Genomic DNA, 19,304 nt, shown 5'->3' on the forward strand with positions numbered 1-19,304 from the left:
CACCGTCGTTCCCGCGAAGGCGGGAACCCAAGTTGATACTCAAGGAGACAACATGCTGGACAAAGTAAAACAGTTCGCCCCCGTCGAGGCGGAGCGCATCGCGCAGTCGCAGAAGGACGCGCTGCGATCGATCTACCATCCGCGGCAGAGCGACGTCATCTACCCCGAGATCCCGGCCTTCGGCGATCCGGCCGACGAACGCCGCCACCGCAAGGAGCGCCTGGTCGCGGCCTGCCGCGCCTTCGCCCAGCACGGCTTCGACTATGGCTTCGCCGGCCACCTGACGGTGCGCGACCCCGAGCATCCGGAGCTGTACTGGACCAACCCGATGTGCGTCCATTTCTCGCAGGTGAAGGTGTCGAACCTGATCCTGGCCGACCACCAGGGCCGCGTGGTCGAGGGCGAGTATGCGATCAACCGCGCCGGCTTCGTGCTGCACGCCGCGGTGCATGAAGCGCACCCGGACATCGTCGCGATGTGCCATGCGCACACCGTCTACGGCACCGCTTTTGCATCGCTGGGCCGCGAGCTCGATCCGATCAGCCAGGACGCCGCCGCCTTCTTCGAAGACCACGTCGTGATCCGCGAAGAGGCGGGCCAGGTGGCGGTTGAGGAAAAGGCGGGGCTGTCGGTGTGCGACTGGTTCAAGGGCGTGAAGGCGGCGATCCACCAGAACCACGGCCTGCTGACGGCGAGCCGCCACAGCATCGAAGCGGCCGCCTTCTGGTTCATCGCGCTGGAGCGCTGCTGCCAGCAGCAGCTGATGATCGAAGCGACCGGCATCAAGCCGGTGATGGTGCCGCCGGACCGCTCGCGCTACAGCCGCGAGCACGTTGGCAGCGAATACATCGGCTGGCTGCACTTCCAGCCGATTTTTGACCAATTGGCAAAAACGCAGCCCGATATGTTTAACTGAGGTTTGACTGATGTTCAGTTAGCTATCCCGCTGCTCCATTGTTTCAAACCGCCGACCACGGGCGGTGACACCGCGGACGATAGACCACGGAAGCGGCATCCACGAGATGCCGCCATACCGGGCACGTTCCATAACCATATCTGGAGACAAAACAATGCTGAGCTCAACCAAGGTGGCAGTAGGCACGTCCACGATCGACGAAGCGTCCAGGGCATATTCGAAGGTCGCCTGGCGCCTGCTGCCTTTTCTGTTTCTATGCTACGTGTTCGCCTATCTCGATCGCGTAAACGTCGGCTTCGCGAAGCTGCAAATGATGTCCGACCTCGGCCTGTCAGAGGCCGTCTACGGGATGGGCGCCGGCGTGTTCTTTGCCGGCTACCTGATGTTCGAAGTCCCGAGTAATATCGTCATGCTGAAGGTGGGCGCCCGCAAGTGGATCACCCGCATCATGGTGACCTGGGGCGTGATCTCGGCGGCCATGATGTTCGTGAAGTCGCCGGCCAGCTTCTACGCGCTGCGCTTCCTGCTGGGCGTCGCCGAAGCCGGCTTCTTCCCCGCCATCCTGCTGTACCTCACCTACTGGTTCCCGGCCAGCCGCCGCGGCAAGGTCACGGCGCTGTTCATGACCGGCATCCCGATGTCGGGCGTGATCGGCGGACCGCTGTCCGGCCTGATCATGGGCACGATGGACAATGTCGGCGGGCACCACGCCTGGCAATGGGTGTTCGTGCTGGAGGCCATCCCGACCATCATCCTCGGCTGCATGGCCTGGTTCTACCTCGACGACAAGGTCGCCGACGCCAAATGGCTGGACGACAGCGAGAAGTCGCTGATCGAGCACGACCTCGCCCAGGACAAGCAGGGCGGCCACCTGCACAAGCTGCGCGACGGCCTGGTGAACCCGCGTGTCTGGCTGCTGAGCGGCATCTACCTGTTCTACACCATGGGCCTGTACGGCATCAGTTTCTGGCTGCCGACCATCATCAAGGCCAGCGGCGTCTCCAGTCCCTTCGACATCGGCATGCTCACCTGCATTCCCTATGCCGCGGCCACCGTCACCATGATCCTGGTCGGTCGCAGCTCCGACATCCGGCGCGAGCGCCGCTGGCACCTGGCGCTGGCTGGCGTCGCCGGCGCCGTTGGCCTGACCTGGAGCGCGGCCTATGCCGACAACACGGCCATCGCCATGCTGGCGCTGACCCTGGCAACCATGGGCATCATCACCACGATCTCGCAGTTCTGGCTGCTGCCTCCGGCCGTATTGACAGGTGCGGCTGCCGCTGCCGGCATCGCGCTGGCGAATTCGGTCGGCAGCGTGTCCGGCATGATCGCGCCCTACATGCTGGGTGTGGTGAAAACCATGACAAACAGCACCAATGCGGGCGTGATCGCGATTGCTGTCTGTCTATTAGTTGGCTGTGTGCTAACCTTTGCATTGCCTGCAAAGGCGGTCAACCCAAGATAATGCGGACAAAAAACGGAGACAACGGATGAGGAAGAAACTGATCGTATCTGCCTTGCTGGCGTCAGCATCGCAGTTGGCTGGCGCCCAGAGTAACGTCACCATTTACGGCATGCTCGACACGGCGGTGGTACGCGAAAGCGGCGGCACCGCCGGCTCGATGACCAAGATCACCGGCGGCACCACCGGCGGCTCGCGGCTCGGCTTCAAGGGCACCGAGGACCTCGGCAACGGCCTGAAGGCGCTGTTCCTGATGGAGAGCGGCTTCCAGCCCGACACCGGTGCATCGGGCCAGGGCGGCCTCCTGTTCGGACGCCAGATCTATGTCGGTTTGCAGGGCGGCTTCGGCAGCGTGCTGCTCGGCCGGCAATACACGCCACACTACCTGGTGCAGGTGTTTGCCGATCCCTTCGGTTCGGGCTGGGTTGGCGATACCAAGAACCTGCTCGGCACCAGCGGCAATTCCTTCAGCCGCATGGATAATACGGTCAAGTACATCTCGCCGACCGCCAACGGCGTGACCGTGGAACTGGTGGCGGCGCCGGGCGAGGTCAGCGGCAGCAGCGCCTCCGGCCGCCAGCTGGGCGGATCGCTGGCCTGGGCCAACGGCCCGCTGCAGGTGCGGCTCGGCTACCACAACCGCAACAACGATAGCGCGACCCTGCACGGTACCGAGAACGCCAAGAACACGACGATCGCCGCCGTCTACGACTTCGGCGTGGTCAGGCTGCACGGGCTGTACGACTGGAACCGCGGCCTGAACAGCTCGGTGCTGCGCAACACGGCGAATCCCTTCGGCCGGCCGGCGATCGCCTCGACCGACAGCCGCGATGCGATGGTGGGTTTGACGGTGCCCATCGGTGGCGTCCACGCCCTGCTGGCCTCGTACATCTACAAGGATGACCGTACGGCCTTCAACCAGGATGCCTCGCAGCTTGCGATCGGCTACCGCTATACCTTGTCGAAGCGGACCGACATCAATATGGCGATCTCGAAGATCAATAACCGGAATGGTGCGAGCTATACGGTGGGTAGTGCGATCGAGTCGGGGACCGGGGATAAGTCCGCGATGATCGGGTTGCGGCACGCGTTCTGATCGGATGACGTGCTGACGGGAGCGGCGCCGAGGCGCCGCTTTTTTATTTGCGGCTACGGCGTCATGGCTTCAAGCGCGTGCGGGCGGCCTGCTCGGAAGCAGGCCTTCGTCCATTCAGGCCGCCGCCGTGTCGCGGGTCCGCATCCGCATCCGGTAGCCGACACCCAGCACCACCAGCCAAACCGGAATCAACCAAACCGACACCCGCATCTCCGGCGTCATATACATGATCACCAGGATCCCGGCCAGGAACGCCAGGCACAACCAGTTCGTCACCGGATAGAAGGGGCTGGCGAATACGGGCTTGGCACCCTGGGCCGCCTTGGCCTGACGGAAACGCAGATGACTCCAGCTGATCATCGCCCAGTTGATCATCATTCCCGCCACGGCCAGGCCCATCAGCATGCCCAGCGCCTTGCCCGGCAGCGCATAGTTGACCGCCACGCAGATGACGGTCGCCACCGCCGACACGCCCAGCGACACCAGCGGCACGCCGCGCTCGTTCACCTTCAGCAGCGCGCGCGGGGCGTGGCCCTGGGTGGCGAGGCCGTACAGCATGCGGCTGTTCGAATACACGCAGCTGTTATAGACCGAGACGGCGGCCGTCAGCACCACCAGGTTCAGCACGTGGGCGACCGCGCCGGCGTCCAGCGCCTTGAAGATCAGGACGAAGGGGCTGGCGCCGGGCTTGATCTGGTTCCAGGGATACAGCGAGAGCAGCACGGCCAGCGAGCCGACGTAGAACACCAGGATGCGCCACAGCGCCTGGTTGGTGGCTTTCGGGATCGACTTCGACGGGTTGTCGGCCTCGGCCGCCGTGATGCCGATGACTTCCAGGCCGCCGAAGGAGAACATCAGCACCGCCATCGACATCACCAGGCCTTCGATACCGTGGGCGAAGAAGCCGCCGTGCTGCCACAGGTTGGCCACGCCCGCCTGCGGACCGGCGCCGCCGGAGAACAGCAGGAAGATGCCATACAGGATCATGGCGACGATGGCGACCACCTTGATGACCGCGAACCAGAATTCGGTCTCGCCGAAGGCGCGCACATTGAACATGCTGATGGCGTTGGCGAACACGAAGCAGCCGAGGGCCGAGACCCAGGTCGGGATCTCCGGGAACCAGTACTGCACGTAGATGCCGACCGCGGACAGCTCTGCCATGCTGACCAGCACGTACAGCACCCAGTAATTCCAGCCGGTCAGGAAGCCGGCGAAGCGGCCGCAGTATTTGTCGGCGAAGTGGCTGAACGAGCCGGCCACCGGTTCGTCGACCATCATCTCGCTGAGCTGGCGCATGATCAGGAAGGCGATCAGGCCGGCCACCGCATAGCCCAGCAGGATCGAGGGGCCGGCCATGCTGACCGTCTGCGCGACGCCGAGGAAGAGGCCGGTACCGATCGCGCCGCCGAGGGCGATCAGCTGGATGTGCCGGCTCTTGAGGCCGCGTTTGAGGTGGTTTTCGTGGAGCGCCATCGGGTTCCCGCCTTGGGTTGTCTTGCCTGAAAGACAGGAATGATAATCGATGCCCGCCGTGCGGGGGAGAATATCGCCGGCCGAGCTCCGCGCACTCACGTATTGACATGTGCAAAGAGTTGTAAGTCTCGGCAACTTTCGCTGCTGTTCAGGTATCCTGCACGCTTCGTTCGGCCGGCATTGCGTCCGGTCGGCGCTTTTGAGACTCGTTCAACGCCTACAACAATCAAATGAACCACTCCCAACGCAAGCTTGGCGGCGGTGCGTCCCGGCGGCGCCGCGCCCATTACCTGGCAATCGGCCTGGCCTTGTGCGACCTGGCCGTCCTGCATCCGGCCATCGCCCAGACGACGGGCGGCGCGCCGGCCGCGGCACCGGCATCGAGCGGCGCCACCAGCGGCCAGGCCGCGCCCGGCGGCAAGGTCCAGTCCGTGAACGTGGTCGGCGAACGCCAGACCAACCGCATCGACCGCCAGGTCTACGACGTCAAGAGCGACGCCAGCAGCTCGAACGGCAGCGCCGCCGATGCGCTTGGCAATGTGCCCTCGGTCGGCGTGGATCCGGACGGCACCGTGTCCCTGCGCGGCAATACCAATGTGCAGATCCTGGTCGACGGCAAGCCTTCGGCAATGCTGCAGGGAGAAGGGCGCGGCTCGATGCTGCAGGCCATGCCGGCCGAGGACATCGACTCGATCGAGGTCATCAACAATCCCGGCGCGGAATTCGGCAACGAGGGCGGCGGCGGCCCGATCCTGAACCTGGTGATGAAGCGTTCGCGCCGTCCCGGCGGACAGGGCGTGGCCAACGTCAACTATGGGACGGCGGGGCGCTACAACGGCCAGGTCAGTGGCGGCTACAACAGCGGACGGTGGGGCATGCAGGGCGGTGTCAACTTCCGCCACGACGGCCGCAATTCGACCGGCGACACCGAGCGTGACCGCATCGATCCGCGCACCGGCGCCGACCAGCACACGATCCAGACCTCCTCCAGCACGGGCCTGAACGACATGGCGGGGGCGCGCGGCCAGCTGACCTATAACCTGGGCCAGGACGATACGCTGGAAGCCAACGCCGGCTACATGAAGCGCAACAACGACAACCTGAACCAGAGCCACTACACGCTGGCCAACGATGGCGCGCCGTACAGCGACTACTTCCGCACGACCAGGCGCACCGGCGAGAATACCAACTCGACATGGGGCGCCCGTTGGGACCACAAGGGCGAGAAGATCGGCGAGCTGTTCCGCATGGACCTGCGCGTGTCGGACAGCGACAACAGTAATGACTCGCGTTACGCGAACCAGTACCTGATCGCGCCGCCGCGCCCGATCGACCCGGGCCAGCCGTTCTCGGGAACCGATACCAGCAGCCTGCAGGACGTCGCCAACAAGGTCAGGATCGTCGACTACACCGGCGACTACGAGACCCCGCTCGAGAGCGGCGCCATCGTCAAGCTGGGATACAAGATCATCGACACCGACAGCCAGTTCGATACCCGCTACTTCGACTTCGATCCCTTGAGCGGCGCGGCGGTGGCGAACGGCCGCCGCACCAACGCCTTCGAGGTCGACGAGCGCGACGCCGCCCTGTACGGCTCCTACCAGTGGAAGGTGAACGAACGCTGGGGCGCGCTGGTCGGCCTGCGCGCCGAGCACACGCACATGGACCTGGACGAGATCACGACCGGGCTGAGTGCCACCAACAGCTACCTGAACTGGATTCCGAGCGCCTTCGCAACCTACAAGCTGAACGAGACGACCAATCTGCGTTTTGCCTACGCCCACCGGATCCGCCGCGCCACCGGCCAGCAGCTCAATCCCTTCGTCGTCTACCAGGACGAGTTGAACGAGTCGAGCGGTAACCCGAAATTGAAACCGGTGCAGACCGATTCCTTCGAGATCGGCTACGAGACCAAGGCCGGCCAGCTGAACGCCAACCTGCGCGCCTATTACCGCGCCGACCGCGACATGATCCGCAGCCGCCAGGTGGCGGTCAACGATACCGTGCTCTTGACGACGCTGGAGAACGGCGGCCATAACCGCGCCGGCGGCCTGGAGTTCACCTTGAGCGGCAAGCTCACGCCGCAACTGACGATCAACACCAGCGGCAACCTGGCCTACACCGAGCAGCAGCAGATCGACATCACGGGTGCCGAGTACACGCGATCGGCGACCTCGCTGACCGCGCGCGGCCGCCTGAACTACCAGATGACGCCGCAGGACATGCTGCAGTTCATGATCAGCGCCCAGGGCAAGACCCTGGCCGGTACCGGCTACCGCGAGCCGTCGGCGACGCTCAACTTCACCTACAAGCGCAGCCTGACGCCGCAGCTGTCGCTGGTCTTCGATGTGCGCGACGTCTTCCGTTCGCAGAAGATGGAAACCATTACCGATACCACCTACCTGAAGCAGCACTCGATCACGCGCTACGATGGCCGCATGGCCTTCATCGGCCTGTCCTACCGCTTCGGCGGCGTGCAGGGCGGTGGTCAGCGCCGGGAGCGCGGTGGTCCGGAGGGCGAAGGCCGGCATGGCGGCCCGGGCGGCTTCGGCGGCAGCGGCCCGGGCGGCGGCGGCCCGGGTATGTGATTCAGACGCTGTGCGGCAGGCCGAGGTTGCGGTTTGCCGGCACGGCGACGTCGATCAGCTTCGGCTTGGGCAGGTTCAGCTGCCCCATCAGCTGCACGAAATCCTCGCGCGAGCGTCCGGCCAGGCGCGCGTTGTTCCTTTTCTCCCAGCCGATGGTGGACACCGACTGCCCCTTGTAGTCGTGGCCCGGCCAGACCCTGGTCTCGTCGGGCAGGCCGAACAGCTTGCCGGTGACGCTGTCGTACAGCGCCTCCGCGCTGCCACCCTGGAAATCGGTGCGCCCGCAGCCGTTGATCAGCAGGGTGTCGCCGGTGAACACACTCCCCCGCCAGACATAGCACATGCTGCCCGCCGTGTGGCCGGGCGTGTGGATCACCGAAATCGTTTCAATCCTGCCGAAGCGGATGGTGTCGCCGTCGCGCAGCTGCAATTCCGCCGTCGGGACGCCGCAGCCGCTCGGTACGGCGGTCTTGGCCCCGGTCAGCGCGTGCAGGCGGCCCGCCGAGGTCACGTGGTCGGCATGGACGTGGGTCTCCAGGACGTAGGCCAGGCGCAGGCCGAGCCTTTCGACATGGGCCAGGTCGCGCTCACAGTGCTGGTCGACCGGATCGATGATCACCGCTTCCTTGTCGTCGGGACCGGCGATGATGTAGGTGAAGGTGGACGAGACGGGGTCGAACAGTTGGATCGGATTCATGCCATGTCTATACAAGAAGGTGGATGCCGCAGTGTGCCATGTTGCTGTCGGAGCGGCAAGTTTCCGGACCCTCGGCCGCCTCTACCCCGTGAACCGCTGATACCCGATCTCCCGAAAATAATGCCGAATCCCCTCCGGCCGCGCCTGCGGATCCGCCAGCGCCACATACCCGTCCGGCCGCAAGAGATAAGCCGCATCCCGCGCCAGTCCGGCGTGCTCATGCGCCCGCTCCCAGTCGAACACGTGCAGCGCCAGGCCGACGTGGTGGCACCAGCTTGACAGCGCATCGGACGCCCGGCCATACACATGCACCTGCCAGTCCACGGTGCCGGTCGGCGCGTAGTTGTCGAGCGCGGCGCCGTGGGCCCAGGGCAGGCGGTCGCCGCCCTTGACCTTGCCGGCCGAGCCGCTGCTGAGCGGGCTGCCGTGGTAGTTCAGCATGCACTGGGACACCAGCCGGAACATGAACTCCCGCACCCCTTCCACCTTGTAGGCCGCGCTGACGAACAGCGGGGCGATGCGGGTGCGGACGAAGTTCGCGAAGCCGCCCTCGGCGGAGACGAAGGTGAAGACGCGGTCGGTGGTCTCGACCAGGGTGCGCGCGAAGGCCAGGCGTTCGCTGTCGTAGCTGTCGAGCAGGCGGTCGGCGGCGTCGCCGTGGAGGACCGCATTCAGCTTCCAGGCCAGATTGATGGCGTCGCCGATGCCGGTGTTCATGCCCTGGCCGCCGGCCGGGCTGTGGATGTGGGCGGCGTCGCCCAGCAGGAACACGCGTCCGTGGCGGAAGTGCTCGGTCAGGCGGTGGTGCACCTTGTAGGTCGAGAACCAGTTCACCTGTTTGACCTCGACACCCAGGCCGCGGATCGCGCGCTCGCTGACGTCGTCGAACGTCAGCTCGCGGTCCGGCGCGACGCGGTCTTCGCGGATGCTGCCGATCAGGCGCGCCAGGCCGTCCTTGGTGTACGAGAACAGCGCCAGGAAGTCGGCATCGTCCAGCGAGACGTGGATCTGGCCGTCCGCCGGCGGACCGCACGCGACCACGTCGGCGACGTAGAACAGCTGGTCGTAGGTGCCGCCTTCGAAGTGGGCGCCGAGCTGGTGCCGCACCGGCGAGCGCGCGCCGTCGCAGCCGGCCAGGTAGCGCGCCTCGCAGGTCTCCTCGCCGGCGGGGCCGCGCAGGCGCACCTGCACGTGGTCGTCGTGCTGCTCGAAGCCCAGCAGCTCGGTCTCGCGCTCGACCTTCACGTCCATCTGCTCCAGGTGGGCGATCAGGAGGCGCTCGTGCCGGTCCTGGGGAAAGACCAGGATGAAGGGGTAGGGCGTGAGGTCGGTGCCGGCGTCGATGAAGGTGATGTGGGCGCGCCGCTTGCCGCGCACCCAGAGGTTGATGCCTGGATTGACCATGCCGGACGCGATCACCTCGCCGGCCATGCCGAGCTCACGGTAGAGCTCCAAGGTCCGCGCATGGACCACCACCGCGCGCGAGGTGGTGCCGGGGCCGGCGGTCTTGTCGACGATGCGCACCTTCACTCCCTGGCGCGCCAGCCACAGGGCCAGCACCAGGCCGGTGGGGCCGGCGCCGGCGATCAGGACGTCTTCGCGTTGCTTCATGGAGTCTCCGTTGCGGGTTGGGGAGGTCCGCCCGAGGTGCGCCGGGCGTTGATTCGTTCGCTGACTTCGAACACGGCCATCCCGGCGATCATGGCGGCCACGAACAGCAGGGTCGGCCAGCCGCCGACGCCCAGGCTGGTGAGCGCGGGACCGGGACAGTAGCCGACCAGGCCCCAGCCGACGCCGAACACCACGCTGCCGAGTATCAGCCTGGCGTCGATGTGGCGGGCGCCGGGCAGGTGGATGGTGGCGCCGAACACGGTGCGGGCGCGTTCGCCGCCGGCGCGGAAGGCGACCGCCGCCACCAGGATCGCGCCCAGCATCACGAACAGCAGCGAAGGATCCCAGCGGCCGGCCAGGTCGAGGAAGGCCAGCACCTTGGCGGGGTTGCTCATTCCCGACAGGATCAGGCCGGAGCCGAACAGCAGGCCGGCAATGAAGGCGGTGACGGTCGGCATGATTAGCCCAGCACGTGACGCATCACGTAAACGGTGACGAAACCTGCCGCCACGAAACAGATGGTGGCGACGATCGAGCGCGGCGACAGGCGGGCGATGCCGCACACGCCGTGGCCGCTGGTGCAGCCCGAGCCGAAGCGCGTGCCGAGCCCCACCAGCAGGCCGGACACGGCCAGCAGCGCCGGCGTGTGGTCGATCTGGGCCGGCGGCATCGCCTGCAGCGCCAGCCAGCCGAGCGGCGCGGCCAGCAGGCCGAGCAGGAATGCGAGGCGCCAGCCGATGTCGCCGCGCGCCGGACGCAGCAAGCCGCCGGCGATGCCGCTGACGCCGGCCACGCGTCCGTTGGCCAGCAGCAGCACGGCGGCGCCGAGCCCGATCAGCAGGCCGCCGCCGAACGAGGCCAGCGGGGTGAAGTGGATGCTGTCGATGACCATGTCGTTCCTCCCCTCAGCTGAATTCTGGCAGGTATGCCGACGCTGTCAAGGAAGGCTTGCGGCGGGCATCACCAGCAGGCGGTCGATGCGGTTGCCGTCCATGTCCGCGACTTCGAACAGCCAGCCGCCCCAGTCCAGGCGCTCGCCGGGCTTCGGGATGTAGCCGAGCTGGTAGAGGATGAAGCCGGCCAGCGTGTGATAGGCGTCCGAGCCCTCGTCCGGGAATCTGAACTGGGCCCCGGTCAGGTAGCGGAAGCGGTCCAGCACCATGCCGCCGTCCATGAACCAGCTGCCGTCTTCGCGCTGCACGGCGTCCGGGGCTTCCTCGTCCTCGACCGCAGGCACTTCGCCCACCAGGGCGCCCATCACGTCGGTGAGGGTGATCATGCCCTGGATCTCGCCGTACTCGTCGACGACCATCGCGAGTTCCGCATGGTTCTTCTTCAGCTGTTCGAGCAGGTCGATGGCGCTGACCGATTCCGGCACGTAGAGCGGGGCGTCGAGCTCGGCCTCGATGTCGATTTCCTGGAGCGAGCCCTTGCGGATGGCCTGGCGGAACAGGTCGCGCGCGTTGACGATGCCCAGCACCTGGGAGCGGTCGCCGCGGTAGACCGGAAAGCGGGCGTAGGGACGGTCGGCGATGTGGACCAGGTTGACTTCCAGCGGGTTGGCGAGGTCGAGGTATTCGAGATCGACGCGCGGCGTCATCAGCGCCCGCAGATGCCAGTCGTCCAGGCGCAGGGCGCGCGCGGCGATGTCGTACTCGGCGCGCTCGAAGACGCCGGCATCGGTGCTCTCGCGGATCATGCCGGTGACTTCTTCCTCGGTCGGGGTCTCGTCCTTGTGGTGGCGCATGCCGAGCAGCCGCATGATGAAGTCGGTCGTCAGCGACAGCAATTGCACGAAGGGATGCATCAGGCGCGACAGCGCCTTCATCGGCCGCGCGATACGGCTGGCCAGCAATTCCGGGTAGAGGATGGCGATGCGCTTGGGCACCAGCTCGCCCAGCACGATCGAGGCGAAGGTGATGCCGACCACGACCACGGTCAGCGCCGCCGGGCGCGCATACGTTTCCGGGATGCCGATGTCGGTCAAGGAGGGAATCAGGCGCGCCACCAGCGAGGCTTCGCCGAAGGCGCCATTGAAGATGCCGATCAGGGTGATGCCGACCTGGACGGTGGAGAGGAAGCGGCTGGGATCTTCCGACAGCCTGATCGCGGCCGGGGCGCCCGCATTGCCTTCGGCGGCCATCTTCTCGAGGCGCATGCGCTTGGCCGAGACCACCGCCAGTTCCGACATCGCGAAGATGCCGTTGAGCAGAATGAGGACGAGGATGATGATGATGTCGGCCATGCGGATTCCGTGGGTTGTCACCTTATCATCGCACGGCAGCAATCGCGCGCCAACGGTCGCACGATTCGCCGAGGGCAAGAATGGATGAGAAACGGCTTTCTTTGCAATAAGAGCAATAATACCCGTACACTTGACGTTCGCCGCGCCTGGAACGGAGCTCGACCGGATGAAGATGACCTTTCCTCATTTCTGCAAGCAGGTACGAAGAATCCTCTTCCTGGTCCTGGCCTTGATGGCGGCAGGCCCCGGCTCGGCAACCGAGCCCCTGATCGACCAGTATGCCGATGGCGCACGTAGCGGCCGTATTTTTCCGTCGAGCTGTTGCTGGGTCGAGCTGCCCGACAACGAGCGTATATGGAAAATCCGTCGCAAAGAATTCGGATGCTCCGCCATTGGCGGCCCCGTCGGGCGGTTCAGGCTGGAAGGCGGGAAGCTGTGGATGACCGGCCTCATGAAATGCAGCGGCGACATCCCTCTGCAGGAAATCTATCCCGACATGAAAAGCCCGGCCTTCGCGGAATGGCTGAGCGGCACCTTCAAGACGGTATTGGACTACCGATGCCATGCAGGCAGCCAGTCCATTTATGCCGTGAGCCAGGAGCTGGTCGTCGAGAAGGGTGTGGTGCGCTCGCTGAAGGAAACAGCGAATGACCTCAGCGCTTGTGAGGCCCGGCATCGGCCGGAAGCGAAGTCCGAATAGGACAGCGCCTTCCGGCCGGCGATTGCATCAAGGGCGGGCCGGATCGAAATGCTTGCCGATACCCGCCCAGCAGTCCTGGTAATTCGCCTGCAACTGCGGCGATTTCAGGGCCTGGGCCGTCGCCACGATCGGCGTGCGGGTCTCGAACATGAAGGCCATCGTGTCGGTCACCTTGTGCGGCTTCGAGGTGTCGGCGCTGCTGGCCTTGTCGAAAGTCGCGGCGTCCGGCCCGTGGCCGCTCATGCAGTTGTGCAGGCTGGCGCCGCCCGGCACGAAGCCCTCGGCCTTGGCGTCGTAGGCGCCGTGGATCAGGCCCATGAACTCGCTCGCCACATTGCGGTGGAACCAGGGCGGGCGGAAGGTATCCTCGCCGACCAGCCAGCGCGGCGGGAAGATCACGAAATCGAGGTCGTCGACGCCGGGCGTGCTGGTCGGCGAATGCAGCACCAGGAAGATCGACGGATCCGGGTGGTCGTAGCTGATCGAGCCGATGGTGTTGAAGTGGCGCAGGTCGTACTTGTAGGGTGCGTAGTTGCCGTGCCAGGCCACCACGTCCAGCGGCGAATGCCCGATCGGCGCCGCCCAGAGCTTGCCGCCGAATTTCGCCACCAGTTCGAAATCTCCTTCCACATCCTCATGACGCGCCACCGGCGACAGGAAGTCGCGCGGATTCGCCAGGCCGTTCGAGCCGATCGGCCCCATGTCCGGCAGGCGCAGCAGGGCGCCGAAGTTCTCGCAGATATAGCCGCGCGCCGCGCCGTCCGGCAGGGCGACCGTGAAGCGCATGCCGCGCGGAATCACGGCGATCTGCTGCGGCTCGACTTCCAGCAGGCCCAGCTCGGTGGCGATTGACAGCCGGCCCTGCTGGGGCACGATCAGCAGTTCGCCATCGGCGCTGTAGAAATAGCGTCCCGTCATCGGCTGGTTGGCGGCGTACAGGTGGATCGCGCAGCCGGCCATCGCGCCCGGCGAACCGTTGCCGGCCATGGTCACCCAGCCGTCGATGAAGTCGGTGGGGGCATCGGGAATCGGCAGCGGGCTCCAGCGCATCTGGTTGGGCGAGGGCGCCAGGCCGTCGAAGCCGGCCGCGATGCGGGTCTGCTCGACCGGGACGAAGGCGCCGTGCATGGCGGCCGGACGGATCCGGTACAGCCAGCTGCGGCGGTTGTGGCCGCGCGGGGCGGTGAAGGCGGTACCGGAGAGTTGTTCGGCGTACAGGCCATAGGCCACGCGCTGCGGGGAATTGCGGTGGGCGGGCAGGGCGCCCGGCAGGGCTTCGGTGGCGAATTCGTTGCCGAATCCGCTCATGTATCCGTGGGTCAAGATTTTCTCCTGGACGATCTATGGCATATGACGTGGCTTTTTCGTCACTGTAGAGGAGACTTGCGAATTTTACGAGGTGAATATAAAAATGTAGACTATTTACCCCGTCAATAACACTATCGAGCGCATGATCGAACCGTCTAGCATCGACCTGAACCTGTTGTCCGTGTTTCAGGAGGTTTACCGCGAGCGCCAGATTTCGGGTGCGGCGCGCCGCCTCGGCCTGACCCAGTCCGCCGTCAGCAATGCGCTGGCGCGCCTGCGCCGCACCTTCGGCGACGAATTGTTCGTGCGGACCGCGCACGGCATGCAGCCGACCCCGCTGGCGCAGCAGATGGCCGAGCCGATCGGCGCCGCGATGGCCCAGGTGGCGCTGGCGCTGAGCCAGCGCAGCCGCTTCGAGCCGGGTACGAGTACGCGCCGCTTCACGCTTGCCATGACCGACGTCGGCGAGGTGTACTTCATGCCGGTGCTGGTCGAACGCTGCCGCGCGCTGGCGCCGAACGTGGAGGTCGCCTCGAAGCGCGCCAACCCGCTCACGCTGAAGGACGACATGGAGACGGGCAGGGTGGACCTGGCGATCGGCGCCTTCGAGGAGGTGTCGGAAGCGCTCTACCAGCGCCAGCTGTTCCGGCAGCCTTTCGTCAGCATGTTCCGCAAGGGGCATCCGCTGGCGACCGGCAGCGTGGACCTGGCGCGCTTCGTGCAGGCGACGCACCTGATCGTGGATGCGGCCCAGAGCCCCTACGACCGGATCAACGTCCTGCTGGAAAAGGCCGGGGTGGGGACGCAGGCGAGGTTCCGGGTGCCGCATTTCACCGCGGTACCGTATATCGTGGCCACCTCCGACCTGGTGGTGACGGTGCCGCAGAAGCTGGCGGAGAGTGCCGCGGCGCCATTCGGATTGAAGTGGATCGAACCGCCGCTTGCCTTGCCGACCTTGCAAACCAACGTCTTCTGGCACCGGCGCTTCAACCACGATCCCGGCATCCAGTGGCTGCGGGGCCTGATTGCGGACGTGTTCGCAGAGTAGTACCGATAAAAACGCTTAATGAATAGAGGACATGACAATGGCTGACCTGTTTGAGAATCCGATGGGCCTGATGGGCTTTGAATTCGTCGAATTCGCTTCCCCGACCCCGGGCCTGCTCGAGCCGATCTTCGAGAAGCTGGGCTTCACCAAGGTGGCCGTGCACCGTTCGAAGGACGTGGTGCTGTACCGCCAGGGCGACATCAACTTCATCGTCAACAACGAGCCGAAGAGCGCGGCCGCCTACTTTGCCGCCGAGCACGGCCCGTCGGCCTGCGGCATGGCCTTCCGCGTCAAGGATTCCCACAAAGCCTATGCGCGCGCGCTGGAACTGGGCGCGATCCCGATGGAGATCCCGACCGGCCCGATGGAACTGCGCCTGCCGGCCATCAAGGGCATCGGCGGCGCGCCGCTGTATCTGATCGACCGTTTCGAGGACGGCAAGTCGATCTATGACATCGACTTCGAATTCATCGACGGCGTCGACCGCCATCCGCAGGGTCATGGACTGAAGATCATCGACCACCTGACCCACAACGTCTACCGGGGCCGCATGACCTACTGGGCCGGCTTCTACGAGAAGCTGTTCAACTTCCGCGAGATCCGCTACTTCGACATCCAGGGCGAATACACCGGCCTGACCTCGAAGGCGATGACGGCGCCGGACGGCATGATCCGGATTCCGCTGAACGAGGAATCGCAGGCCGGCGGCGGCCAGATCGAGGAATACCTGCTCAAGTTCAACGGCGAAGGCATCCAGCACATCGCGCTGCTGACCGAGAACATCTTCGAGACCGTCGACGGCCTGCGCGCCGCCGGCATCCCCCTGATGACCGCGCCGCCGGAAACCTATTACGAGATGCTGGAAGCCCGCCTGCCGGGCCACGGCGAAGACGTTGGCGCCCTGAAGGCGCGCGGCCTGCTGGTCGACGGCAAGGTCGAGGGCGATTCGAAGCGCCTGCTGCTGCAGATCTTCTCGGAAAACCAGCTGGGTCCGGTGTTCTTCGAGTTCATCCAGCGCAAGGGCGACGAGGGCTTTGGGGAGGGTAATTTCAAGGCGCTGTTCGAGTCGATGGAGCGGGACCAGTTGAAGCGCGGGGCGCTGAAGACCGCGGCGTAAGATTCGAGCGTTCGCTTTTCGTCGGGTCCCCGCTTTCGCGGGGACGACGACGCGATAGTCGCGGGGCGACGAAGCGATGGGCGGCGGGCAGGACGAAATAACTTTCCAGTTCGCTATCGTCTGAGACAGGAAGTGTTGTAAGCACGTCGCATTCCCACGCGAAATACGTATTTTCCCGTGGGAAAATACGCACATTCTCACGTGCACCACCTAGAATTTCCGCATGGCATCAATTTTCCCAGCCGTCATGCGACTCTCTCCACGTTCCACCCTTCCGCTGCTCGCCGGCTTCCTCGTTGCCGGCCACTGCAGCGCCGGCGACTATTCCACCGCCTCCGAAGAAGCATCGCCGTTCAGCGCCAACCTGGGCGTGGTCTCCCAGTATGTCTCGCGCGGCATCCGCCAGTCCTGGGGCCGTCCCGCCGTCCAGGCCGGGTTCGACTATGCGGGTTCGCGCGGCTGGAACGCCGGCGTCTGGGCCTCGAGCATCGACGAGCGCTTCGTCGAAAACGGATCGATGGAAGTCGACCTCTACGCCGGCTATGCGGGCACCATCGGTCCGCTCGGCTACAACGCCACGCTCACCTGGTACAAGTACCCGGGCGCGCGCGTCTCGGCCACCGGGACCAGCTACGACTACGGCGAAGTGCAGGCCGGCCTGAGCTGGAAATCCCTGTACGCCAAGTACAACTACACCTTCAGCCGCGATTTCTTCGGCATCCAGGATGCGCGCGGCACCGGCTACCTGGACGTCGGCGCCAATCATGAGCTCGGCCATGCGCTGGCGCTGCAACTGCATGCCGGCGATGGCCGGGTGGCGGGAGCCGGCAACGGGATCTGGGACTGGCGCGACCTGCGCGCCGGCCTCAGCAAGAAGTTCGAGGGCGGCTGGGTCGCCGCGCTGAACTACACCCGTGCCTTCGGCGGCGCCGGCGTCTACGACCGCTATACCACCGGCGTCCCGCGCGCCGACGGCCGCCCCGCGTTTGCGAACGTGGCCCGCCGCGCCCTGGTCCTCTCCCTCACCCGTACTTTCTGAGTCAGCCGCATGTCCTACAAAGTCCTGTCCTCCCTGTCGCTGAACGCACGGATTTGCCTCACCGCAACCGTGCTGGTGATCCTCAGCCTGGCCGTCACCGCCACCTTGATCGGCGTGCGCGGCAGCCGCAGCGCGGAAGCCGCCAGCATGCAGCTGGCCCGTACCGCGGCGCGCGAAGCCGCCGAAGCGGTGCAAGCGCGCATCGGCGCCAATCTCAGCGCGGTCGCCAACCTGGCCGCCGCGATGCGTGCGACCCGCGGCGCCGGCATGACCCTGGCGCGGCCGCAGATCGGCGAAATGACGAAAGCCACCCTGCTCGGTTCCGAGGACCTGATCGGCGCCGCCGTCACCTGGGAGCCCGGCGCGCTGGACGGCAAGGATGAAGAGTACGCCGGCAAGCAGCCCGAGTACGATGCCAGCGGCCGCTACATGCCTTACTACACCCGCAGCGGCGGCGGCGTGCACGTCGAGCCGATCGTGTTCTCGGACGCACCCGGCGCCAATGACTGGTACGACGTGCCGAAGCGGTCGCGGCGCCTGTTCTTCACGGAGCCCTATGCCTATCCGGTCGGCGGCAAGCAGGTGCAGATGGCGTCGCTGGTGGCGCCGATCCTGATCGACGGCCAGTTCAAGGGTACCGTCAGCGCGGATTTCATGCTGACCCGCCTGGGCGACATCCTCGGCGGCATGAAAGCCATCAGCGGCGGCAGCCTGTCGCTGGTGTCGAACGGCGGCCTCTACGCCAGCCATCCGGACGCGGCGCGCAACGGCAAGAAGGCGGCCGATATTCCCGCGGCCGGCCTGGCGGCGGTCCGCGACGGCAAGGCCTATGAATTCGTCGACGCCGCCGGCATGGTGCACCTGCTGCAGCCGCTGCGCCTGCACGCCGACATCGCACCCTGGTCGGTGCAGCTGGTGTTCCCGCAGAGCGTGGCCACGGCCGACGCCCGCAGGCTGCTGCAGGAGACCCTGGTCGCCGCGCTGCTGTCCGCCGCGCTGGCCGCCGCGGTGATGATCGCGGTCCTGAACCGCCTGACCCGGCCGCTGCGCGTGCTGGGAAGCACCATGAGTGGCCTCGCGAGCGGCAATGCCGACCTCACGGTGCGCCTCGAGGTGAAGGGCAGGGACGAGCTGGCGGCCATCGCCGCCGGCTTCAACGGCTTCGTGGCCAGGATCCAGGACGTGCTGGCCCAGGTGCGCCACAGCTCGGACAATGTGGCTTCGGCCAGCCACGAGATCAGGCAGGGCAATGCCGACCTGTCGGACAGGACCGAACAACAGGCCAGCGCTCTGGAGGAAACCGCGGCCTCGATGGAGGAGCTGACCTCGACCGTGAAGCAGAACGCCGACAACGCCCAGGAAGCGCGCCGGCTGGCCCAGGCCGCCGCCGACACCGCCGCCAGCGGGGGCGCGGCGGTCGCGCGCGTGGTCGAGACCATGGATGCGATCAGCGCGGCCTCCGGACGCATCGTCGAGATCATCTCGGTGATCGACGGCATCGCCTTCCAGACCAATATCCTGGCGCTCAACGCCGCCGTCGAAGCGGCGCGCGCCGGCGAGCAGGGCCGCGGCTTTGCCGTGGTGGCCTCCGAAGTGCGCAACCTGGCCCAGCGCTCGGCCGCGGCGGCGAAGGAAATCAAGGGCCTGATCGGGGATTCGGCGGCCAAGGTCGGCACCGGCGCCACCCTGGTGGGCGAAGCCGGCATGACCATGGAGCAGGTGGTGGACAGCGTGCGCCGGGTCAGCGCGATCGTCGCCGAGATCAGCGCCGCCAGCGCGGAACAGAGCAACGGCATTGCCCAGGTCAATGCGGCGATCGTGCAGATGGACGGCGCGACCCAGCAGAACGCCGCCCTGGTCGAGCAGGCCGCCGCCGCTGCGGCCAGCTTGCAGGACCAGGCATCGCTGCTGGTCGGACTGGTCGGCAAGTTCCGGATCGAAGCCCGCGCCTGAGCGCCGATAACTGCTATCCTCGCCGAATCGATGAGATTCGGGAGGAAG

16 protein-coding genes are annotated in these 19,304 nt (G+C 66.0%); 9 read left to right on the plus strand and 7 right to left on the minus strand.

The genetic code is table 11. The features are described from left to right. The first annotated feature begins 52 nt into the window (after positions 1 to 52). From AC1DOP_RS11835 to AC1DOP_RS11845, 3 genes are all read left to right on the plus strand, one after another. Entirely contained in the window at positions 53 to 916 is an 864-nt protein-coding gene (locus tag AC1DOP_RS11835; RefSeq protein ID WP_442121466.1) for a class II aldolase/adducin family protein, read from the plus strand. 154 nt (positions 917 to 1,070) lie between these two features. After that, a complete protein-coding gene (locus tag AC1DOP_RS11840) occupies positions 1,071 to 2,381 on the plus strand; it encodes an MFS transporter (protein ID WP_442121465.1) in 1,311 nt (436 codons plus the stop codon). A 25-nt stretch (positions 2,382 to 2,406) separates the two neighbouring features. Continuing rightward, complete coding sequence (locus AC1DOP_RS11845) at positions 2,407 to 3,474, plus strand: porin (RefSeq protein ID WP_442121464.1); 1,068 nt, start codon at positions 2,407 to 2,409, stop codon at positions 3,472 to 3,474. 114 nt (positions 3,475 to 3,588) lie between these two features. Here AC1DOP_RS11845 and AC1DOP_RS11850 read toward each other — a convergent pair whose 3' ends face one another. Beyond that, positions 3,589 to 4,950, minus strand: a complete 1,362-nt coding sequence (locus AC1DOP_RS11850; RefSeq protein ID WP_477251294.1) for an amino acid permease — start codon at positions 4,948 to 4,950, stop codon at positions 3,589 to 3,591. A 230-nt stretch (positions 4,951 to 5,180) separates the two neighbouring features. Between AC1DOP_RS11850 and AC1DOP_RS11855 the strand changes: the two genes are divergently transcribed. Beyond that, positions 5,181 to 7,538 carry a TonB-dependent receptor domain-containing protein gene (locus AC1DOP_RS11855; RefSeq protein ID WP_477251296.1) on the plus strand — a complete coding sequence of 786 codons (2,358 nt, stop codon included), beginning with the start codon at positions 5,181 to 5,183 and terminating at the stop codon, positions 7,536 to 7,538. A 1-nt stretch (position 7,539) separates the two neighbouring features. Here AC1DOP_RS11855 and AC1DOP_RS11860 read toward each other — a convergent pair whose 3' ends face one another. The 5 genes from AC1DOP_RS11860 to AC1DOP_RS11880 form a co-directional block, all read right to left on the minus strand. Beyond that, positions 7,540 to 8,235 carry an MBL fold metallo-hydrolase gene (locus AC1DOP_RS11860; RefSeq protein WP_442121461.1) on the minus strand — a complete coding sequence of 232 codons (696 nt, stop codon included), beginning with the start codon at positions 8,233 to 8,235 and terminating at the stop codon, positions 7,540 to 7,542. Between the two features lie 81 nt (positions 8,236 to 8,316). Next, positions 8,317 to 9,846, minus strand: coding sequence for an FAD-dependent monooxygenase (locus AC1DOP_RS11865; RefSeq protein WP_477251299.1), 1,530 nt, complete (start codon positions 9,844 to 9,846; stop codon positions 8,317 to 8,319). Further along, complete coding sequence (locus tag AC1DOP_RS11870; protein WP_477251301.1) at positions 9,843 to 10,304, minus strand: DUF6691 family protein; 462 nt, start codon at positions 10,302 to 10,304, stop codon at positions 9,843 to 9,845. The genes AC1DOP_RS11865 and AC1DOP_RS11870 overlap by 4 nt, the downstream gene beginning before the upstream one ends. A gap of 2 nt (positions 10,305 to 10,306) precedes the next feature. Beyond that, positions 10,307 to 10,738, minus strand: a complete 432-nt coding sequence (locus AC1DOP_RS11875; protein ID WP_442121458.1) for a YeeE/YedE family protein — start codon at positions 10,736 to 10,738, stop codon at positions 10,307 to 10,309. Between the two features lie 45 nt (positions 10,739 to 10,783). Next, a complete protein-coding gene (locus tag AC1DOP_RS11880; RefSeq protein ID WP_442121457.1) occupies positions 10,784 to 12,091 on the minus strand; it encodes a hemolysin family protein in 1,308 nt (435 codons plus the stop codon). Between the two features lie 166 nt (positions 12,092 to 12,257). On the opposite strand from AC1DOP_RS11880, the gene AC1DOP_RS11885 reads away from it, so the two are divergent. Next, positions 12,258 to 12,791, plus strand: coding sequence for a hypothetical protein (locus AC1DOP_RS11885; protein ID WP_477251304.1), 534 nt, complete (start codon positions 12,258 to 12,260; stop codon positions 12,789 to 12,791). A gap of 27 nt (positions 12,792 to 12,818) precedes the next feature. Here AC1DOP_RS11885 and hmgA read toward each other — a convergent pair whose 3' ends face one another. Then, positions 12,819 to 14,099: a homogentisate 1,2-dioxygenase gene (gene hmgA, locus AC1DOP_RS11890; protein WP_477251518.1), complete on the minus strand. Its 1,281-nt coding sequence runs from the start codon at positions 14,097 to 14,099 to the stop codon at positions 12,819 to 12,821. A gap of 142 nt (positions 14,100 to 14,241) precedes the next feature. On the opposite strand from hmgA, the gene AC1DOP_RS11895 reads away from it, so the two are divergent. The 4 genes from AC1DOP_RS11895 to AC1DOP_RS11910 all read left to right on the plus strand — a co-directional run bounded on the left by AC1DOP_RS11895 (position 14,242) and on the right by AC1DOP_RS11910 (position 19,256). Further along, positions 14,242 to 15,147, plus strand: a complete 906-nt coding sequence (locus AC1DOP_RS11895; RefSeq protein ID WP_477251306.1) for a LysR family transcriptional regulator — start codon at positions 14,242 to 14,244, stop codon at positions 15,145 to 15,147. 37 nt (positions 15,148 to 15,184) lie between these two features. After that, positions 15,185 to 16,264 (plus strand): 4-hydroxyphenylpyruvate dioxygenase, encoded by a 1,080-nt coding sequence (gene hppD, locus AC1DOP_RS11900; RefSeq protein WP_442121454.1) that lies wholly within the window; start codon positions 15,185 to 15,187, stop codon positions 16,262 to 16,264. Between the two features lie 247 nt (positions 16,265 to 16,511). Next, the gene (locus AC1DOP_RS11905) at positions 16,512 to 17,303 is read left to right on the plus strand and encodes a TorF family putative porin (protein WP_442121453.1); all 792 of its coding nucleotides are present in this window, start codon (positions 16,512 to 16,514) and stop codon (positions 17,301 to 17,303) included. 9 nt (positions 17,304 to 17,312) lie between these two features. After that, positions 17,313 to 19,256, plus strand: coding sequence for a methyl-accepting chemotaxis protein (locus tag AC1DOP_RS11910; protein WP_477251308.1), 1,944 nt, complete (start codon positions 17,313 to 17,315; stop codon positions 19,254 to 19,256). Positions 19,257 to 19,304 lie beyond the last annotated feature (48 nt).

The sequence above is a fragment of the Massilia sp. 01N410 genome, from assembly GCF_056399665.1.

Bases quoted from the DNA above. Each gene is read 5' to 3' on its own strand.
- AC1DOP_RS11835 (WP_442121466.1), top strand. From the start codon at position 53: ATGCTGGACAAAGTAAAACAGTTCGCCCCCGTCGAGGCGGAGCGCATC.
- AC1DOP_RS11840 (WP_442121465.1), top strand. From the start codon at position 1,071: ATGCTGAGCTCAACCAAGGTGGCAGTAGGCACGTCCACGATCGACGAA.
- AC1DOP_RS11845 (WP_442121464.1), top strand. From the start codon at position 2,407: ATGAGGAAGAAACTGATCGTATCTGCCTTGCTGGCGTCAGCATCGCAG.
- AC1DOP_RS11850 (WP_477251294.1), bottom strand. From the start codon at position 4,950: ATGGCGCTCCACGAAAACCACCTCAAACGCGGCCTCAAGAGCCGGCAC.
- AC1DOP_RS11855 (WP_477251296.1), top strand. From the start codon at position 5,181: ATGAACCACTCCCAACGCAAGCTTGGCGGCGGTGCGTCCCGGCGGCGC.
- AC1DOP_RS11860 (WP_442121461.1), bottom strand. From the start codon at position 8,235: ATGAATCCGATCCAACTGTTCGACCCCGTCTCGTCCACCTTCACCTAC.
- AC1DOP_RS11865 (WP_477251299.1), bottom strand. From the start codon at position 9,846: ATGAAGCAACGCGAAGACGTCCTGATCGCCGGCGCCGGCCCCACCGGC.
- AC1DOP_RS11870 (WP_477251301.1), bottom strand. From the start codon at position 10,304: ATGCCGACCGTCACCGCCTTCATTGCCGGCCTGCTGTTCGGCTCCGGC.
- AC1DOP_RS11875 (WP_442121458.1), bottom strand. From the start codon at position 10,738: ATGGTCATCGACAGCATCCACTTCACCCCGCTGGCCTCGTTCGGCGGC.
- AC1DOP_RS11880 (WP_442121457.1), bottom strand. From the start codon at position 12,091: ATGGCCGACATCATCATCATCCTCGTCCTCATTCTGCTCAACGGCATC.
- AC1DOP_RS11885 (WP_477251304.1), top strand. From the start codon at position 12,258: ATGAAGATGACCTTTCCTCATTTCTGCAAGCAGGTACGAAGAATCCTC.
- hmgA (WP_477251518.1), bottom strand. From the start codon at position 14,099: ATGAGCGGATTCGGCAACGAATTCGCCACCGAAGCCCTGCCGGGCGCC.
- AC1DOP_RS11895 (WP_477251306.1), top strand. From the start codon at position 14,242: ATGATCGAACCGTCTAGCATCGACCTGAACCTGTTGTCCGTGTTTCAG.
- hppD (WP_442121454.1), top strand. From the start codon at position 15,185: ATGGCTGACCTGTTTGAGAATCCGATGGGCCTGATGGGCTTTGAATTC.
- AC1DOP_RS11905 (WP_442121453.1), top strand. From the start codon at position 16,512: ATGCGACTCTCTCCACGTTCCACCCTTCCGCTGCTCGCCGGCTTCCTC.
- AC1DOP_RS11910 (WP_477251308.1), top strand. From the start codon at position 17,313: ATGTCCTACAAAGTCCTGTCCTCCCTGTCGCTGAACGCACGGATTTGC.